14 protein-coding genes are annotated in these 16,979 nt (G+C 60.7%); all 14 read right to left on the bottom strand.

Annotated features, from left to right (window positions below; all coding sequences use genetic code 11):
• Positions 1-5: 5 nt before the first annotated feature.
• Complete coding sequence (nuoH, locus tag ACTJK7_RS24340; RefSeq protein ID WP_007951460.1) at positions 6-1,013, bottom strand: NADH-quinone oxidoreductase subunit NuoH; 1,008 nt, start codon at positions 1,011-1,013, stop codon at positions 6-8.
• Positions 1,010-3,724, bottom strand: coding sequence for an NADH-quinone oxidoreductase subunit NuoG (nuoG, locus tag ACTJK7_RS24345; protein ID WP_064380704.1), 2,715 nt, complete (start codon positions 3,722-3,724; stop codon positions 1,010-1,012). The genes nuoH and nuoG overlap by 4 nt, the downstream gene beginning before the upstream one ends.
• Before the next feature lie 137 nt (positions 3,725-3,861).
• On the bottom strand, positions 3,862-5,217 hold the full coding sequence (nuoF, locus tag ACTJK7_RS24350; RefSeq protein ID WP_064597744.1) for an NADH-quinone oxidoreductase subunit NuoF: 1,356 nt from the start codon (positions 5,215-5,217) through the stop codon (positions 3,862-3,864).
• Positions 5,214-5,711, bottom strand: coding sequence for an NADH-quinone oxidoreductase subunit NuoE (gene nuoE, locus ACTJK7_RS24355; RefSeq protein WP_003223804.1), 498 nt, complete (start codon positions 5,709-5,711; stop codon positions 5,214-5,216). The genes nuoF and nuoE overlap by 4 nt, the downstream gene beginning before the upstream one ends.
• Before the next feature lie 2 nt (positions 5,712-5,713).
• Positions 5,714-7,498 carry an NADH-quinone oxidoreductase subunit C/D gene (gene nuoC, locus ACTJK7_RS24360; RefSeq protein ID WP_323151600.1) on the bottom strand — a complete coding sequence of 595 codons (1,785 nt, stop codon included), beginning with the start codon at positions 7,496-7,498 and terminating at the stop codon, positions 5,714-5,716.
• A gap of 69 nt (positions 7,499-7,567) precedes the next feature.
• Complete coding sequence (locus tag ACTJK7_RS24365; protein WP_007951456.1) at positions 7,568-8,242, bottom strand: NuoB/complex I 20 kDa subunit family protein; 675 nt, start codon at positions 8,240-8,242, stop codon at positions 7,568-7,570.
• Positions 8,243-8,252: 10 nt separating this feature from the next.
• Entirely contained in the window at positions 8,253-8,666 is a 414-nt protein-coding gene (locus ACTJK7_RS24370) for an NADH-quinone oxidoreductase subunit A (protein ID WP_003223812.1), read from the bottom strand.
• A 547-nt stretch (positions 8,667-9,213) separates the two neighbouring features.
• Positions 9,214-10,539: an isocitrate lyase gene (aceA, locus tag ACTJK7_RS24375; RefSeq protein ID WP_011334956.1), complete on the bottom strand. Its 1,326-nt coding sequence runs from the start codon at positions 10,537-10,539 to the stop codon at positions 9,214-9,216.
• A 476-nt stretch (positions 10,540-11,015) separates the two neighbouring features.
• A complete protein-coding gene (locus ACTJK7_RS24380; protein WP_011334955.1) occupies positions 11,016-11,768 on the bottom strand; it encodes a secretin N-terminal domain-containing protein in 753 nt (250 codons plus the stop codon).
• 245 nt (positions 11,769-12,013) lie between these two features.
• The gene (locus tag ACTJK7_RS24385) at positions 12,014-12,439 is read right to left on the bottom strand and encodes a GNAT family N-acetyltransferase (protein ID WP_007951452.1); all 426 of its coding nucleotides are present in this window, start codon (positions 12,437-12,439) and stop codon (positions 12,014-12,016) included.
• Positions 12,432-13,607: a ribosomal protein uL16 3-hydroxylase gene (locus ACTJK7_RS24390; RefSeq protein ID WP_440780955.1), complete on the bottom strand. Its 1,176-nt coding sequence runs from the start codon at positions 13,605-13,607 to the stop codon at positions 12,432-12,434. Before ACTJK7_RS24390 ends, ACTJK7_RS24385 begins: the two co-directional genes overlap by 8 nt.
• Before the next feature lie 86 nt (positions 13,608-13,693).
• The gene (purB, locus tag ACTJK7_RS24395) at positions 13,694-15,064 is read right to left on the bottom strand and encodes an adenylosuccinate lyase (RefSeq protein WP_064380697.1); all 1,371 of its coding nucleotides are present in this window, start codon (positions 15,062-15,064) and stop codon (positions 13,694-13,696) included.
• 127 nt (positions 15,065-15,191) lie between these two features.
• Positions 15,192-15,815 (bottom strand): high frequency lysogenization protein HflD, encoded by a 624-nt coding sequence (hflD, locus tag ACTJK7_RS24400; RefSeq protein WP_064380694.1) that lies wholly within the window; start codon positions 15,813-15,815, stop codon positions 15,192-15,194.
• Positions 15,812-16,936, bottom strand: a complete 1,125-nt coding sequence (gene mnmA, locus ACTJK7_RS24405; protein WP_323151602.1) for a tRNA 2-thiouridine(34) synthase MnmA — start codon at positions 16,934-16,936, stop codon at positions 15,812-15,814. Before mnmA ends, hflD begins: the two co-directional genes overlap by 4 nt.
• Positions 16,937-16,979 lie beyond the last annotated feature (43 nt).

A 16,979-nucleotide genomic window follows, 5' to 3' on the forward strand; every position in this document is an offset into this window, starting at 1 on the left:
AATCCTCACTGAACCGCAACCGCAGGCGTGTTCCACAACACGATTGCAGCGGTCACCAGCAAATTGATCAGGGTCAGTGGCAGGCAGAATTTCCAGCTGAAATCCATCACCTGGTCATAACGCGGACGCGGGATGGAAGCGCGCAGCAGGATGAACAGCATGATGAAGAACGCGGTCTTCAGTGCAAACCAGACGAAGGACAGTTGCGGCAGGATGCCGAACGGACCGTGCCAGCCACCGAAGAACAGGGTGACCAGCAGCGCCGAGATCAGGATGATGCCGATGTATTCACCGACGAAGAACATGCCCCATTTCATACCGGCGTATTCAATGTGGTAACCGTCGGCCAGTTCCTGTTCCGCTTCCGGCTGGTCGAACGGGTGACGGTGAGTCACGGCCACGCCAGCGATGAAGAAGGTACAGAAGCCGAAGAACTGCGGAATGATGAACCACAGGTTCTGCGCCTGGTACTCGACGATGTCGCGCATGTTGAACGAGCCGACCTGCACCACGATGCCCATCAGGGCCAGGCCCATGAACACTTCGTAGGACACGGTCTGCGCCGAGGCACGCAAGCTGCCGAGCAGGGCGAACTTGTTGTTACTCGACCAGCCGGCGAACAGCACCGCGTAGACCGAAAGACCGGCCATGGCGAAGAAGAACAACAGACCGATGTTCAGATCCGCCACGCCCCAGGTCGGGGTGATCGGGATGATCGCGAACGCGATCAGCAGGGCGGACATGGCCACCACCGGCGCCAGGGTGAAGATCACCTTGTCGGCAAACGGAGGGGTCCAGTCTTCCTTGAAGAACATCTTCAGCATGTCGGCCGCGATCTGGAACATGCCGAATGGGCCAACGCGGTTCGGACCGTAACGGTCCTGCCACCAGCCCAGCAGGCGACGTTCGACAAAGCTGAGCAAAGCGCCTGCGACCACCACGGCCAGCAGGATCACGATGGCCTTGATGACCGTCAGGATCACATCGATCACTTCAGGGGTGAACCAGGTCATTGCGCTGCCTCCTGCAGACCATCAACGGATACGCCGGCGAATGCCGGTGGAATGCCGGCGATGCCCGCAGGCAATGCCACCAGACCTGCGCCCAGTTCTTCATTGATACGCAGCGGCAGGCGCAGGGTCTGGCCGGCAACGTTGAGGCTCAGCAGTGCGCCGTCGTTGACGCCCAGGCGATCCGCTTCGGACTTGGCCAGTGCAACGTAGGCGGCCGGGATGCGTTCCTGAACCGGAGCGGCTTTCGACGAGTTCTCGTCGCTGCCGAACAGGTGGTAGAACGGCACGGCTTGCCAGGTGCCCTGGGCCGGGTTGAACGCGCGCGGAACACTGGCGAACCAGTTCAGCGAATCACCGCTGCTTTCGATCAGGCGGGTGCCCGGATCGCCAGCGCGCAGGTGACCACCGACTTCGTCCTGGAACTTGTTCCAGGCTTGCGGCGAGTTCCAGCCCGGCGACCAGGCGAACGGCACTTGCTGACGCGGTTCGGCGGAGCCCGAGTAACCTTCCATCGAGAAGGCGAACGCGGTGTCCTTGTCTTGCGGGGTGCGTGGTTCGTGAACGCTGATGTCGGCGCGCATCGCGGTGCGACCGGAGTAACGCAGCGGCTCACGGGCCAGTTTCAGACCCTTGATGCGGAACGAGGCGGACGGCGCGGCGTCGACGATACGGGCCAGCTGCGGGGTGCTCGAAGCAACGGCAGCGGTCACGTGGTCGAGTTGCGTCCAGTCGATCGGCTGGTTCAGCAGGGTGGCGCGCAGGGCGTGCAGCCAGCGCCAGCCTTCGTGGACCAGAATGCTCGCGTCCATGTATTGCGGGTCGAAAACCTGGAAGAAGCGCTGGGCGCGGCCTTCCTGGCTGACCAGCGTACCGTCGCCTTCAGCGAAGCTGGCGGCCGGCAGAACCAGATGCGCGCGGTCGCTGGTGGCGGTCTTTTGATGGTCGGCAACGATCACTACTTTCGCAGCGTTCAGTGCCGCATCGACCTTGGCCTTGGCGGTACGGGTGTACAGATCGTTTTCCAGCACGACGATGGCGTCGGCCTTGCCGTCAATCACTGCTTGCAGCGCAGCATCAACCGATTCGCCACCGAGCATGGCCAGGCCGAGGCTGTTGGCTTCCGGCACGATCAGGCTGATCGAACCGTTTTTCTCGCGCAGCTTCAGGGCCTTGGCGATGTTCGCAGCCGCTTCGATCAAGGCTTTGGAGCCCAGCGAAGTACCGGCGATGATCAGCGGACGCTTGGCAGCGAGCAGGGCATCGGCGATGCGCTTGGCCAGTTCCAGGGCTTCAGCGTCCAGGCCTTCAACGGCAGGCGCGCTGGCGTCCAGGGCGTGAGCCACGGCGAAACCGATGCGTGCCAGATCGTCAGGAGCGGCGTGTACGCATTCTTCGGCGATGTCGTCGAGCTTGGTTTCAGCCAGGCTGGCGATGAACAGCGGGTTCAGTTCGTGCTGACCGATGTTCTTCACCGCAGCGTCGAGCCAAGGCTGAACGCGCATGGCTTCGGCCATGTCTTCGGCCTTGCCTTTTACCGACTGACGCAGGGCCAGGGCCATGCGGGCGGCGGTCTGGGTCAGGTCTTCACCGAGGACGAACACGGCGTCGTGGTCTTCGATGTCGCGCATGTTCGGCACTGGCAGCGGGCTGTCTTTCAGCACTTGCAGGACCAGACGGATGCGTTCCAGCTCGGAGGCTTCGATACCGGAGTAGAAGTGCTCGGCGCCTACCAGTTCACGCAACGCGTAGTTGCTTTCCAGGCTGGCACGCGGTGAACCGATACCGACGATGTTGCGACCGCGCAGCAGGTCGGCGGCTTTGTCCAGCGCGGCATCCAGTCCAAGCTTGGTGCCGTCGGCCAGCAGTGGCTGACGTGGGCGGTCGGTGCGGTTGACGTAGCCATAACCGAAACGGCCACGGTCGCACAGGAAGTACTGGTTCACCGAACCGTTGTAACGGTTTTCGATGCGACGCAGTTCGCCGTAACGCTCGCCCGGGGAGATGTTGCAACCGCTCGAGCAGCCATGGCAGATGCTTGGCGAGAACTGCATGTCCCACTTGCGGTTGTAGCGTTCGGAGTGAGTCTTGTCGGTGAACACACCGGTCGGGCAGACCTCTGTGAGGTTGCCGGAGAACTCGCTTTCGAGGGTGCCGTCTTCAACGCGACCGAAGTACACGTTGTCGTGAGCGCCGAATACACCGAGGTCGGTGCCGCCAGCGTAATCCTTGTAGAAACGCACGCAGCGGTAGCAGGCGATGCAGCGGTTCATCTCGTGGGAAATGAACGGGCCCAGTTGCTGGTTCTGGTGGGTGCGTTTGGTGAAGCGATAACGGCGCTCGTTGTGGCCGGTCATCACGGTCATGTCTTGCAGGTGGCAGTGACCGCCTTCCTCGCACACAGGGCAGTCGTGCGGGTGGTTGGTCATCAGCCATTCAACAACACTGGCGCGAAACGCCTTGGATTCTTCATCGTCGATGGAGATCCAGGTGTTGTCGGTGGCAGGCGTCATGCAGGACATGACGATGCGACCACGGGTGTCGTTCTCGTCGGTGTACTGCTTGACCGCGCACTGGCGGCAGGCCCCGACGCTACCAAGCGCGGGGTGCCAGCAGAAATAAGGGATGTCGAGGCCCAGCGACAGACATGCCTGTAACAGGTTGTCTGCCCCGTCGACTTCGAGCGCTTTGCCGTCTACGTGGATAGTGGCCATGGTTCAAAGGTCTTCGTTGGCCCGGTGTCAGCGGGCGTGGCTAATGGAATCTTGTTATCCGTCCGAATCCAGTCAGCCCCGAAAGGCGTCATCGGACGAAAGGCGAAGGGCACGGACCCTTCGCCTTTTTTAAGCGTTTACGCGCCGACCGTGATCGGCTTCGCCAGAGGCGGGACGGCGGCGCTTGCGGGCGCGATACCGGCTTCGAACTCTGGACGGAAGTATTTGATGGCACTGCCCAACGGTTCCACGGCACCCGGTGCGTGAGCACAGAAGGTCTTGCCCGGGCCGAGGAAGTTGACCAGACCCAGCAGGGTCTCGATGTCACCCGGCTGGCCGCGACCTTGTTCGATGGCCATCAGCAGCTTGACGCTCCATGGCAGGCCATCACGGCATGGGGTGCAGAAACCGCAGGATTCGCGAGCGAAGAACTGCTCCATGTTGCGCAGCAGGGACACCATGTTGACGCTGTCGTCCACCGCCATGGCCAGGCCGGTACCCATACGGGTGCCCACTTTGGCGATGCCGCCGGCGTACATTTGTGCGTCGAGGTGTTCCGGCAACAGGAAACCGGTACCGGCGCCACCTGGCTGCCAGGCCTTGAGCTTGTAACCGTCGCGCATGCCGCCGGCGTAGTCTTCGAACAGCTCGCGACCGGTCACGCCGAAGGGCAGTTCCCACAGGCCGGGGTTCTTGACCTTGCCGGAGAAGCCCATGAGCTTGGTGCCCATGTCTTCGCTGCCGTCGCGGGCCAACGATTTGTACCAGTCCACGCCGTCGGCAATGATCGCCGGCACGTTGCACAGGGTTTCAACGTTGTTCACGCAGGTCGGCTTGCCCCACACGCCAACGGCGGCAGGGAAGGGCGGCTTGGAACGCGGGTTGGCGCGGCGGCCTTCGAGGGAGTTGATCAGTGCGGTTTCTTCACCGCAGATGTAACGCCCGGCGCCGGTGTGGACGAACAGCTCGAAATCGAAGCCGCTGCCCAGGATGTTCTTGCCCAGCAGGCCGGCTGCCTTGGCTTCTTCCACGGCACGGTTCAGGTGCTTGGCGGCGGTGGTGTATTCGCCACGCAGGAAGATGTAGCCACGGTAGGTTTTCAGCGCGCGGGCGCTGATCAGCATGCCTTCGATCAGCAGATGGGGCAGTTGCTCCATCAGCATGCGGTCTTTCCAGGTGTTCGGCTCCATTTCATCCGCGTTGCACAGCAGGTAGCGGATGTTGATGGATTCGTCCTTTGGCATCAGGCCCCACTTCACGCCAGTGGGGAAGCCTGCACCGCCGCGACCTTTGAGGCCGGCATCTTTCACGGTCTGGACGATGGCGTCCTGATCCATGTCGGCGAAGGCCTTGCGCGCAGCGGCGTAACCGTTCTTGGCCTGGTACTCGTCGAGCCAGACGGCTTCGCCGTCGTCACGCAGGCGCCAGGTCAGCGGGTGAGTCTCGGCCGAACGCTGGATGCGGTTGGCCGGACCGAAAGAAGTCAGGGTCATACGTAGCCCTCGAGCAGTTTGGCGACGCCGGCAGGCTGGACATCGCCAAAGGTGTCGTCATCGATCATCAGCGCCGGTGCCTTGTCGCAGTTGCCGAGGCAGCAGACCGGCAGCAGAGTGAAGCGACCGTCGGCGGTGGTCTGACCCAGGCCGATACCCAGGTTGTTCTGGATTTCGCTGACCACCGACTCGTGGCCACCGATGTAGCAGACCATGCTGTCGCAGACGCGAATGATGTGACGGCCGACCGGCTGACGGAAGATCTGGCTGTAGAACGTGGCCACGCCTTCAACGTCGCTGGCCGGGATGCCGAGGATCTCGCCGATGGCGTACAGAGCGCCGTCCGGCACCCAGCCGCGTTCCTTCTGGACGATCTTCAAGGCTTCGATCGACGCCGCGCGCGGATCTTCGTAGTGATGCAGCTCGTGCTCGATGGCCGAGCGCTCGGTTTCACTCAAGGTGAAACGGTCTGTCTGGATAAGCGTGCTGTTCATGCTTAGCGGTCCACGTCGGCCATAACGAAGTCGATACTACCCAGGTACGCAATCAGGTCCGCGACCATGCTGCCTTTGATCACCGAAGGGATCTGCTGCAGGTGGGCGAAGCTCGGAGTACGGATCCGGGTACGGTAGCTCATGGTGCCGCCGTCGCTCGTCAGGTAATAACTGTTGATGCCCTTGGTCGCTTCGATCATCTGGAAGGATTCGTTGGCCGGCATGACCGGGCCCCACGAAACTTGCAGGAAGTGCGTGATCAGGGTTTCGATGTGCTGCAGCGTGCGCTCTTTCGGCGGCGGCGTGGTCAGCGGGTGATCCGCCTTGTACGGGCCTTCCGGCATGTTGCGCAGGCACTGGTCGATGATCTTGACGCTCTGGCGCATCTCTTCGACGCGAACCATGCAGCGGTCGTAGGCATCGCCGTTGGAGGCCAGCGGTACTTCGAACTCGAAGTTCTCGTAGCCGGAGTACGGGCGCGCCTTACGCAGGTCGAAATCGCAACCGGTGGAACGCAGGCCGGCACCGGTGACGCCCCATTCCAGGGCCTCTTTGGTGTTGTACTGGGCAACGCCGATGGTACGCCCCTTGAGGATGCTGTTCTGCAGGGCGGCCTTGGTGTATTCGTCGAGGCGCTTCGGCAGCCATTCAACGAAGTCTTTCACCAGTTTTTCCCAGCCGCGCGGCAGGTCGTGGGCGACGCCGCCGATGCGGTACCAGGCCGGGTGCAGACGGAAACCGGTGATGGCTTCGATCACCGTGTACGCCTTCTGGCGGTCGGTGAACGTGAAGAACACCGGAGTCATCGCGCCGACGTCCTGGATGTAGGTACCCAGGAACAGCAGGTGGCTGGTGATCCGGAAGAACTCGGCCATCATGATGCGGATGACGTCGACTTTCTCTGGCACCTTGATGCCGGCCAGCTTCTCGACCGAGAGCACGTACGGCAGGTTGTTCATCACGCCGCCGAGGTAGTCGATACGGTCGGTGTACGGAATGAAGCTGTGCCAGGACTGACGCTCAGCCATCTTCTCGGCGCCACGGTGGTGGTAACCGATGTCCGGAACGCAGTCGACGATTTCTTCACCGTCCAGCTGCAGGATGATGCGGAACGCACCGTGCGCCGAAGGGTGGTTCGGGCCCAGGTTGAGGAACATGTAGTCCTCGTTCGGGCCGGAGCGCTTCATGCCCCAGTCTTCAGGACGGAAACGCGCGGCTTCTTCCTCGAGCTGTTGCTTGGCCAGGTTCAGGCTGAACGGATCGAATTCGGTGGCGCGCGCCGGGAAGTCCTTGCGCAGCGGGTGACCTTCCCAGGTCGGCGGCATCATGATGCGCGACAGGTGCGGGTGACCTTTGAAGTCGATGCCGTACATGTCCCAGACTTCACGCTCGTACCAGTTGGCGTTCGGCCAGATGCTGGTGACGGTCGGCAAGCTGAGGTCGCTCTCGGACAAGGCGACCTTGATCATCACGTCACTATTACGTTCCAGCGACATGAGGTGATAGAACACGGTGAAATCGGCACCGCTCGGCAGCCCTTGACGCTTGGTGCGCAGACGCTCGTCCACGCCGTGCAGGTCATAGAGCATGACGTACGGCTTGGGCAGATTACGCAGGAAGGTCAGGACTTCGACGAGCTTGGCGCGAGCCACCCACAGCACCGGCATGCCGGTGCGGGTCGGCTGAGCGGTGAACGCTTCGGCGCCAAAACGGTTGTTGAGTTCGACGACCACATCCTGGTCGTCTGCCTTATAAGGCGGGATGTACAGAGCACTGCCTGTAGTCATGGTTATTTTTTCGCTTTCGGTCAACGTAAAGAATGAAGCCAGCTTCTCGTTTCTTTGAAACAGACTGGATCAGACTTCGTCAGGGCTGCGCAGGTTGGTGACTGCGATTCGCTGTTCGCGGCGCTGTTCCTTCTGCGAAGGCATGTCGGCGCGATAGACGCCTTGATCGCCAACGACCCAGGACAGTGGGCGACGCTCCTGGCCAATGGATTCCTGCAACAGCATCAAGCCTTGCAGAAATGCTTCTGGACGGGGCGGGCAGCCAGGTACGTAGACGTCAACGGGCAGGAACTTGTCCACCCCCTGAACCACGGAGTAGATGTCGTACATGCCGCCGGAGTTGGCGCACGAACCCATCGAGATCACCCACTTGGGCTCAAGCATCTGCTCATACAGGCGCTGAATGATCGGCGCCATCTTGATGAAGCAGGTCCCGGCGATAACCATGAAGTCGGCCTGACGCGGTGATGCCCGGATAACTTCGGCGCCGAAGCGCGCGATGTCGTGGGGAGCCGTGAAGGCGGTGGTCATTTCCACGTAGCAGCACGACAGACCGAAGTTGTACGGCCACAGGGAGTTCTTACGTCCCCAGTTGACCGCGCCACTCAGCACGTCTTCCAGCTTGCCCATGAAAATGTTTTTGTGGACTTGATCCTCTAACGGATCGGAAACGGTTTCCCGCTGGCCGATCGGATACTGCTCGTTAGGAGCATCGGGGTCGATTCTGGTGAGATTGTATTGCATTGCCAAAGCCTCATTGTTTCAGCTTCGCCTGCCGCTTGCGACGAGCTTCCGGAGCCCAGTCAAGGGCGCCCACTCGGAACAGGTAGACAAGACCTGCCAACAGAATTGCTATGAAAACGAGAGCTTCGACGAATCCGGTCCAGCCGCTTTCGCGGACGGACACAGACCATGCAAAGAGAAAGAGGGCTTCGATATCGAAGATCACGAACAGCATCGCGACCAGATAGAATTTGGCTGAGAGCCGCAAGCGGGCGCCACCGGTAGGTAGCATGCCGGACTCGAACGGTTCGTTTTTGCTGCGGCCCCAGGCTTTTGACCCGAGGAGGCTGGAGACACCGAGCATGAAGGCACACAGGCCGACTACACCCAGAAGGAAAATGGCAAAGCCCCAGTTGTGGGCCATGAGTCCTGTCGCTTCGGGCATGCTGGAAATCCTTAACAGAGAGCAAAGGTCTCTGAGCTTGATAAAGAAATAAGGCAGTGACGATATGTCGCAGCAATCAATCGCGCTGATTTTATGGCTAAACACCCGGCAAGTAAAATTCCTATAGCGAAATTATTTATTGGAATAAGGACATAGCGCACCTCGAAGGGCCCGCAGCCCATGCGCTGCGGGCATTAGCCGGGATTTCACGAATTATGTTTTGTAGGAAATGTAACGAACATAGTTGTCGCTAAATGATAATTGATATCGTTTGGAGTGATTGCGTAACTGTTTAACGGGTCAGTAGTCGGGAAGTTGTCTTATATCCGCGTTACTGCAAGTAGCGGCGGCGCCCGTTTTAACCGGTTTTTCCGATACGGATACCGCTCTGGATCAATGTTTTGCCTGACAGGCTGTGCCATTTCCTAAGGTGCCCGGAAAAGCGCAGGCAAAAAAAACGCCCCGAACCAGTCGGGGCGTCAGTTTTTCGGCAGTGCGGTTAGCTTTCTATACGGTCCGCAAAGGCCGTTCGCTCAGGCGAAGTCGATCAGTGGAACTGTTCTTCTTCGGTCGAACCGGTCAGTGCGGTCACCGAGGACGTGCCGCCCTGGATCACGGTGGTCATGTCGTCGAAGTAGCCAGTGCCCACTTCCTGCTGGTGAGCCACGAAGGTGTAACCCTTGGCGGCGTCAGCGAATTCCTGCTCTTGCAGCTTCACGTAGGCAGTCATGTCGTTGCGGGCGTAGTCATGCGCCAGGTTGAACATGCTGTGCCACATGTTGTGAATGCCGGCCAGGGTAATGAACTGGTGCTTGTAACCCATGGCGGACAGTTCGCGCTGGAACTTGGCGATGGTCGCGTCGTCCAGGTTTTTCTTCCAGTTGAAGGAAGGCGAGCAGTTGTACGACAGGATCTGGTCCGGATATTCCTTCTTGATCGCTTCAGCGAAACGACGGGCTTCGTCCAGGTCCGGCTTGGCGGTTTCGCACCAGATCAGGTCGGCGTACGGCGCGTAGGCCAGGCCACGGGCGATTGCCTGGTCCAGACCTGCACGAACCTTGTAGAAACCTTCCTGGGTACGGGTGCCGGTCACGAACGGCTGGTCGTACGGGTCGCAGTCGGAAGTCAGGAGGTCGGCAGCGTTGGCGTCGGTACGGGCCAGGATGATGGTCGGTACACCAGCAACGTCGGCAGCCAGACGGGCAGCGGTCAGCTTCTGCACGGCTTCCTGGGTTGGAACCAGAACCTTGCCGCCCATGTGGCCGCATTTCTTCACGGAAGCCAGCTGGTCTTCGAAGTGAACGCCGGCGGCGCCTGCTTCGATCATGCTCTTCATCAGCTCGTAGGCGTTCAGTACGCCGCCGAACCCGGCTTCAGCGTCAGCCACGATTGGCGCGAAGTAGTCGATGTAGCCTTCGTCGCCCGGGTTCTTGCCGGCTTTCCACTGGATCTGGTCGGCACGACGGAACGAGTTGTTGATGCGCTTGACCACGGTCGGAACCGAGTCCACCGGGTACAGCGACTGGTCCGGGTACATCGATTCGGCGGAGTTGTTGTCCGCAGCGACTTGCCAGCCCGACAGGTAGATCGCCTGGATACCGGCTTTGACCTGCTGCACAGCCTGGCCGCCGGTCAGGGCGCCCATGCAGTTGACGAAGTCTTTCTCTGGGCGGAAGGACGGCTTGGCACCCTGGGTGACCAGGTTCCACAGTTTTTCGGCGCCCATTTTTGCAAATGTGTGCTCTGGTTGAACCGAGCCACGCAGACGGACGACGTCAGCAGCGGAGTAATTGCGAGTCACGCCTTTCCAGCGCGGGTTTTCAGCCCAGTCTTTTTCAAGGGCTGCAATTTGCTGTTCGCGTGTCAGTGCCATGGAGATAAACCTCGTCGCGTCTTTATGAAAAGTTGTTCTGCGGTGGAAAATTCCTTGCGCTCGCTGACCAGAAGCTTAGGTGGTCAGGTCGGGTTCGGCGGGGCAGGCGACGGGATGAACGATGGGCTCGAGGGGAAGTGAGCAGGTAAAGGCGAACTGGCGGGCGCATTCGGGCGTCGTGGGCCTTTATACGAACTACAGTGTAGAGCCGGGTTACCTAATTACGCTTCCGTCCCTCGGGACAACTTCGTTCCAGTCGGCAACCTCGTCAAACACACCTTGTGGGCGGTACAGACACGAAACGGCTCGCGGGGATGGTTGCGAGCAGCGCTTCGAAGGCCCTTGCCAGGGCCTCTGATTAGCGGGAGCGAGGCCATCATGCCTTCGCTTTTTTGGCTCGTCAAACGTTTTGTAGTGCTTTTTTTCAAGCACTACATCTTTCGTCTAATACGACTAATCAGTCAGTTTTCGGTGCTTTAGTCCAACGTGTCGACTTTCACCCGCAACGTCATGTCATCCCGGCCTTGAGTCGAGTAGCTGCGGGCCAGGCCCTGTTTGTCGGCCTGGGTCTGGCGATTCACGCCGGCGAGGGTGATCCACTCGCCCAGGCGTCCGGTGACAGTTGTGTCGGTGCTTTGAACGTTCACTACATCGGGACGTTCCTGGCTCATGCGGTCACGGTTGGTACTGATTGCCAGGTGAACGGTTTCGCCGGTGACGCTGGCGGTGACGTAAAAGCCCTGGGTGACGTTGCGATATTGCGTCTGGCTGCTGTAATCGCCGTAGGAGTTGGTCTGGCTGCTGGTGATCGGCACGCTCTGGCCGACCTGGATCAGTGCCGGTGCACCTTCGCTGGCCTGAATTTGCTGAATGCCGCCGTCACGGCTGGCGGTGCTGCGGCTGATGATGCGGGTTTGCGCGCCATTGACCGAATAACCTTCATCGCCACGACCGTTGTTTTCGTTGGTGTCGACCGTGATCAGCAAGCGCTTGGGCGCGGTGTCGAGCTGCGAGAGCAGGTCCTTGAGTTCTTGAATCTTGCCGGGCTCGGCCTTGACGATCAGTTGGTTGCCATAGGCGCTGACCTGGCCGTCCTTGCCGATGAAGTCCTGAGCCACCGGCAGCATGTCGGCACTGGTGTGGTACTTGAGGGGCACGATTTCTGTGGCTGCCATCACCGAAAAACTGCAGCCGAGCAGCAGGGTGGTGAGCAGGGTGCGTAGGGACATGTCCGTTATCTCCGCTTTCGAAAGGCTTGATATTGCCAGTTTGTCGGCCCGGGGTGGGGCAAGTTGAATCGTAGACAGCAAAACGCCCCGGCATCGTTAGATGGCGGGGCGTTTTAGGTGTTGATCGTTCCCACGCTCTGCGTGGGAATGCAGCCAGTGACGCTCTGCGTCACATGCCGCAAGGGACGCGGAGCGTCCCGAGAGGCATCCCCACGCAGAGCGTGGGAACGATCGGTGCCTGGGTCTTAAGCCGAATGACGAACCATGTCCACATGCGGAATCCCGGCCTCGAGGAATTCCTCGCTGACCAGATTGAAACCCAGACGCTCATAGAACGCCGTGGCCTGAACCTGGGCACTGAGCATCTGCTGCTTCAGGCCGCGTGCTTCCGCTTCGGCAATCACCGCTTGCATCAGCGCATCGCCGACCTTCAGGCCGCGCCAGTCCTTCAGCACCGAAACCCGGCCAACATGCCCGTCGGGCAACAGGCGGGCGGTGCCGATCGGAAAGTCGCCTTCGAAGGCCAGGAAATGCACCGCCGTAGCGTCATCGGCGTCCCACTCAAGCTCGGGTGGAACCGATTGTTCGGCAATGAACACCGTTTCGCGAATGCGGCGGATCTCGGCGTTGTCCTTTTGCCAGTCTGCAACACGTACGCGAATCTTATTCATCGTCGGCGAACCCCAGGCTTCCCTGTTTGACCAGTTCGCACAGCAGGCCGCGACCGTCTTCGTCGCTCAGCCAGTCACCGAGGTTGTCGGTGTGCAGGGCGTCGGCGGAGCAGATCAGCTTCAGCAGTTCGCGCAGCTTGCCCGGCAGGTAGCGGCTCTGGCCGCTGGCGAACAGAAGCAGATCGTCATCGACGTCCGACCACGCCAGGCGCGCGCTCGGGTTGCGGATCAGGATGGCGCCGTCTTCGAGCGCGCCGAGCAAGTCTTCTTCCTCGACCTCTTCCGGACCGACCACCAGCTCTGGATAACGCGGCTCGGTCATGTACTGGCCGAACCAGGTCAGCAGCAGGCGTTCGTCGCTCATGTGCTCGGCGAGCAGCGCTTTCAGGCGGCCGAGGGCATCGTGCTGGATCTGATGTGGATCATCGCTGACCGGTTTTGCATCGGCGTCGGTATAACGCTCTTCGTCAGTCAGGAACTGGCTGAGGAAGTCGGTGAAGTGGGTCAGCACTTCAGCGGCGCTCGGTGCGCGGAAGCCGACCGAGTAGGTCATGCAGTCATCAACGGCAACGCCGCAGTGAGCCAGGCGCGGCGGCAGGTAGAGCATGTCGCCGGGTTCCAGGACCCACTCTTCAGTCTCGTGGAATTCGGCGAGGATGCGCAGCTCTGCGTGTTGCCGCAGCGGGCTTTCGGAGTCGCACATCTGGCCGATTTTCCAGTTGCGCTTGCCGTGGCCTTGCAGCAGGAACACGTCGTAGTTGTCGAAGTGCGGGCCGACGCTGCCGCCCGGGGCCGCGAAGCTGATCATCACGTCGTCGACGCGCCAGCTCGGCAGAAAGCGGAAGTTTTCCAGTAGCTCGCTGACTTCCGGCACGAACTGATCGACGGCCTGTACCAGCAGGGTCCACTCGCGTTCCGGCAGTTTGCTGAATTCGTCTTCGGCGAACGGGCCGCGGCGCAGTTCCCAGGGACGCTCGCCGTGCTCGATCACCAGACGCGATTCAACTTCTTCTTCCAGGGCCAGGCCGGCGAGTTCGTCGGCGTCGATCGGGCTTTCAAAATCAGGAAACGCCTGGCGGATCAGCAGTGGTTTTTTCTGCCAGTAATCGCGCATGAACTCGCGCGCCGTAAGACCACCCAGAAGTTGAAGAGGAATATCGGGATTCATATGTAACCTATTGAAAAAAAGCATTTTTCAGACGGGAATAAAAACGCCCGGCGCGGCCGGGCGTCTCAAACGGGTCAAGCAGTCGATCAGATGCGTTTGGCTTGCGCTACAGCGTTGCCGATGTAGTTGGCCGGGGTCAGTTGCTTGAGCTCGGCTTTCGCAGCGGCCGGCATGTCCAGGCCATCGATGAAAGTCTGCAGTGCTTCAGGGCTGATGCCCTTGCCGCGGGTCAGTTCTTTCAGCTTCTCGTAAGGGTTTTCGATGTTGTAGCGGCGCATCACGGTCTGGATCGGCTCGGCCAGGACTTCCCAGCAAGCGTCCAGATCGGCAGCGATCTTGTCAGCGTTCAGTTCGAGCTTGCTGATGCCTTTGAGACTCGCTTCGTACGCGATCACGCTGTGGGCGAAACCCACACCGAGGTTACGCAACACGGTGGAGTCGGTCAGGTCGCGTTGCCAGCGGGAGATCGGCAGTTTGCTCGCCAGGTGCTGGAACAGTGCGTTGGCGATGCCCAGGTTGCCTTCGGAGTTTTCGAAGTCGATCGGGTTGACCTTGTGCGGCATGGTCGACGAACCGATTTCGCCGGCGATGGTGCGCTGCTTGAAGTAACCCAGGGAGATGTAGCCCCAGATGTCACGGTCGAAGTCGATCAGGATGGTGTTGAAGCGCGCAATGGCGTCGAACAGCTCGGCGATGTAGTCGTGCGGTTCGATCTGCGTGGTGTACGGGTTGAAGGCCAGGCCCAGCTCGTCTTCGATGAAGGCGCGGGCGTTGGCTTCCCAGTCGATCTGCGGGTAGGCCGACAGGTGAGCGTTGTAGTTGCCGACAGCACCGTTGATCTTGCCCAGCAGCGGAACGGCAGCGACCTGAGCGATCTGACGCTCGAGACGGTAAACCACGTTCGCCAGCTCTTTACCCAGAGTGGTCGGCGAAGCCGGCTGGCCGTGGGTGCGCGACAGCATTGGCACGTCGGCGAAGCGCAGGGCCAGTTCGCGGATGGCGGTGGCGGTCTGGCGCATCAGCGGCAGCATCACGTCGTCACGGCCTTCGCGCAGCATCAGGGCGTGGGACAGGTTGTTGATGTCCTCGCTGGTGCAGGCGAAGTGGATGAATTCGCTGACCTTGGCCAGCTCCGGCAGCTTGGCCGCCTGCTCCTTGAGCAGGTATTCGATCGCTTTGACGTCGTGGTTGGTGGTGCGCTCGATCTCTTTCACGCGCTCGGCGTGCTCCAGCGAGAAGTTTTCGGCCAGTTCGTTCAGAACGGCGTTGGCTTCGGCGGAGAAGGCTGGCACTTCCGGGATGCCGGCGTGAGCGGCCAGGCGCTGGAGCCAGCGCACTTCAACCAGAACGCGGGCACGGATCAGGCCGTACTCGCTGAAAATTGGGCGCAGGGCCTGGGTTTTGCCGGCGTAGCGGCCGTCAACAGGGGAAACCGCAGTGAGCGAAGAGAGCTGCATGGGGTGTTCTCGGACAGTCGGGCAACGAAATGGGGCGCGTATCATACATGAAAAAATCCGCCGGTCCGTCGCCAACTGACCGGCGTATTACGCGTTACAGACTACAAAGCTTTTGTTGCGCGGTGATTTACTCGCTGCGCATCAACGGATACAGCTCTTTGAGCAATTTGCGCCGACTGATGACCAGTTGCCAGCGATGACCGCCGAGCTGACGCCACAGGCGTGCAGAGCGAATGCCGGCGAGCAGCAGGGCGCGGATCTTCGAGGCATTGCTCGGCTGCTGCAGGTTGCGCATGTCGCCATGCACCTGAATGCGTTGGCGCAGCGTGCTCAGGGTGTCCTGATACAGCGCGCCGCAGGCCGCGATCACGTTTTCGTGGGCCGGGCCGAAATGCTCGACCTGCGACTGGATCTGCGGCAAGCGCTTGCCGATCACGTCGAGCATGTCGTTGCGCTTGGCCAGTTGTCGCTCAAGGCCGAGCATCGACAGGGCGTAGCGCAGCGGCTCGCGCTGCAAGGTGCTCGGGTCGCGCTCGAGGGCGCCGATCAGCGCGCGGTAACCCTCGCGCAGGTTGATATCGTCGCCGCCGTAAACATCCAGCGTGTCTTTCGGGTCACGAACCAGCAGGCTGCCGAGCATGCAGCTCAGGCCGGCCTCGTTGGTCTGACCGGTCTTGGCGATCCGGTCGACCAGCACGGCGGCGAGAAACACGCCGCCCAGAGCGGTCAATTGCTCCTGAGTCGGGCTCATGCCTGGCCGCTCCACGGCTCGGCGACTTCGATCACGCCGCCACCGAGGCAGATTTCACCGTCATAGAACACCACCGACTGGCCCGGCGTGACCGCGCGTTGCGGCTCGTCGAACACGGCGCGATAGCCGGTTTCGGTTTTTTCCAGCGTGCAGGCCTGATCGCTCTGGCGATAACGAACCTTGGCGGTCAGGCGCAGCGGCTGGCTCAAATCGATCGGGTTGACCCAATAGATTTCCGAAACGAGCAGGGCGCTGGAGAACAGCCACGGATGGTTGTTGCCCTGGCCGACGATCAGCTCGTTGGTGTCCAGATCCTTGCGCAGCACGTACCACGGCTCGTCGCCGGCGTCTTTCAGGCCGCCGATGCCCAGGCCCTGGCGCTGACCGATGGTGTGGTACATCAAGCCGTGGTGACGGCCGATGACTTCACCTTCGGTGGTCTTGATCTCGCCCGGTTGCGCCGGCAGGTATTGCTTGAGGAAATCGCTGAAACGACGCTCGCCGATGAAGCAAATTCCGGTGGAATCCTTCTTCTTGGCGGTCGCCAGTTCGTATTTCTCGGCAATCGCACGGACTTCAGGTTTTTCCAGCTCGCCGACCGGGAACAGGGTCTTGGCGATCTGTTCGCCGCCGACAGCGTGCAGGAAGTAGCTCTGATCCTTGTTCGGATCCAGGCCCTTGAGCAGCTCGGTGCGGCCATCGATGTCGCGGCGACGCACGTAGTGACCGGTAGCGATCAGGTCAGCGCCGAGCATCATGGCGTAGTCGAGGAACGCCTTGAACTTGATCTCGCGGTTGCACAGGATATCCGGGTTCGGCGTGCGGCCGGCCTTGTATTCGGCCAGGAAGTGCTCGAACACGTTGTCCCAGTACTCGGCGGCGAAGTTGGCGGTGTGCAGCTTGATACCGATCTTGTCGCACACGGCCTGGGCATCCGCCAGGTCGTCCATGGCGGTGCAGTATTCCGTTCCGTCGTCTTCTTCCCAGTTCTTCATGAACAGGCCTTCCACTTCATAGCCCTGCTCGATCAGCAGGAGAGCGGAAACGGAAGAGTCCACGCCGCCGGACATGCCGACAATGACGCGCTTCTTGGATGTGTCAGAAGGGGCTGGATCACGCATAGGGATTCAATGAGTGTCTTGAAAAAGGACGCGATTCTATCAG

Origin of the sequence: Pseudomonas sp. 22085 (assembly GCF_052045815.1) — a bacterium.
Classification (GTDB): Bacteria; Pseudomonadota; Gammaproteobacteria; order Pseudomonadales; family Pseudomonadaceae; genus Aquipseudomonas; species Aquipseudomonas glycinae.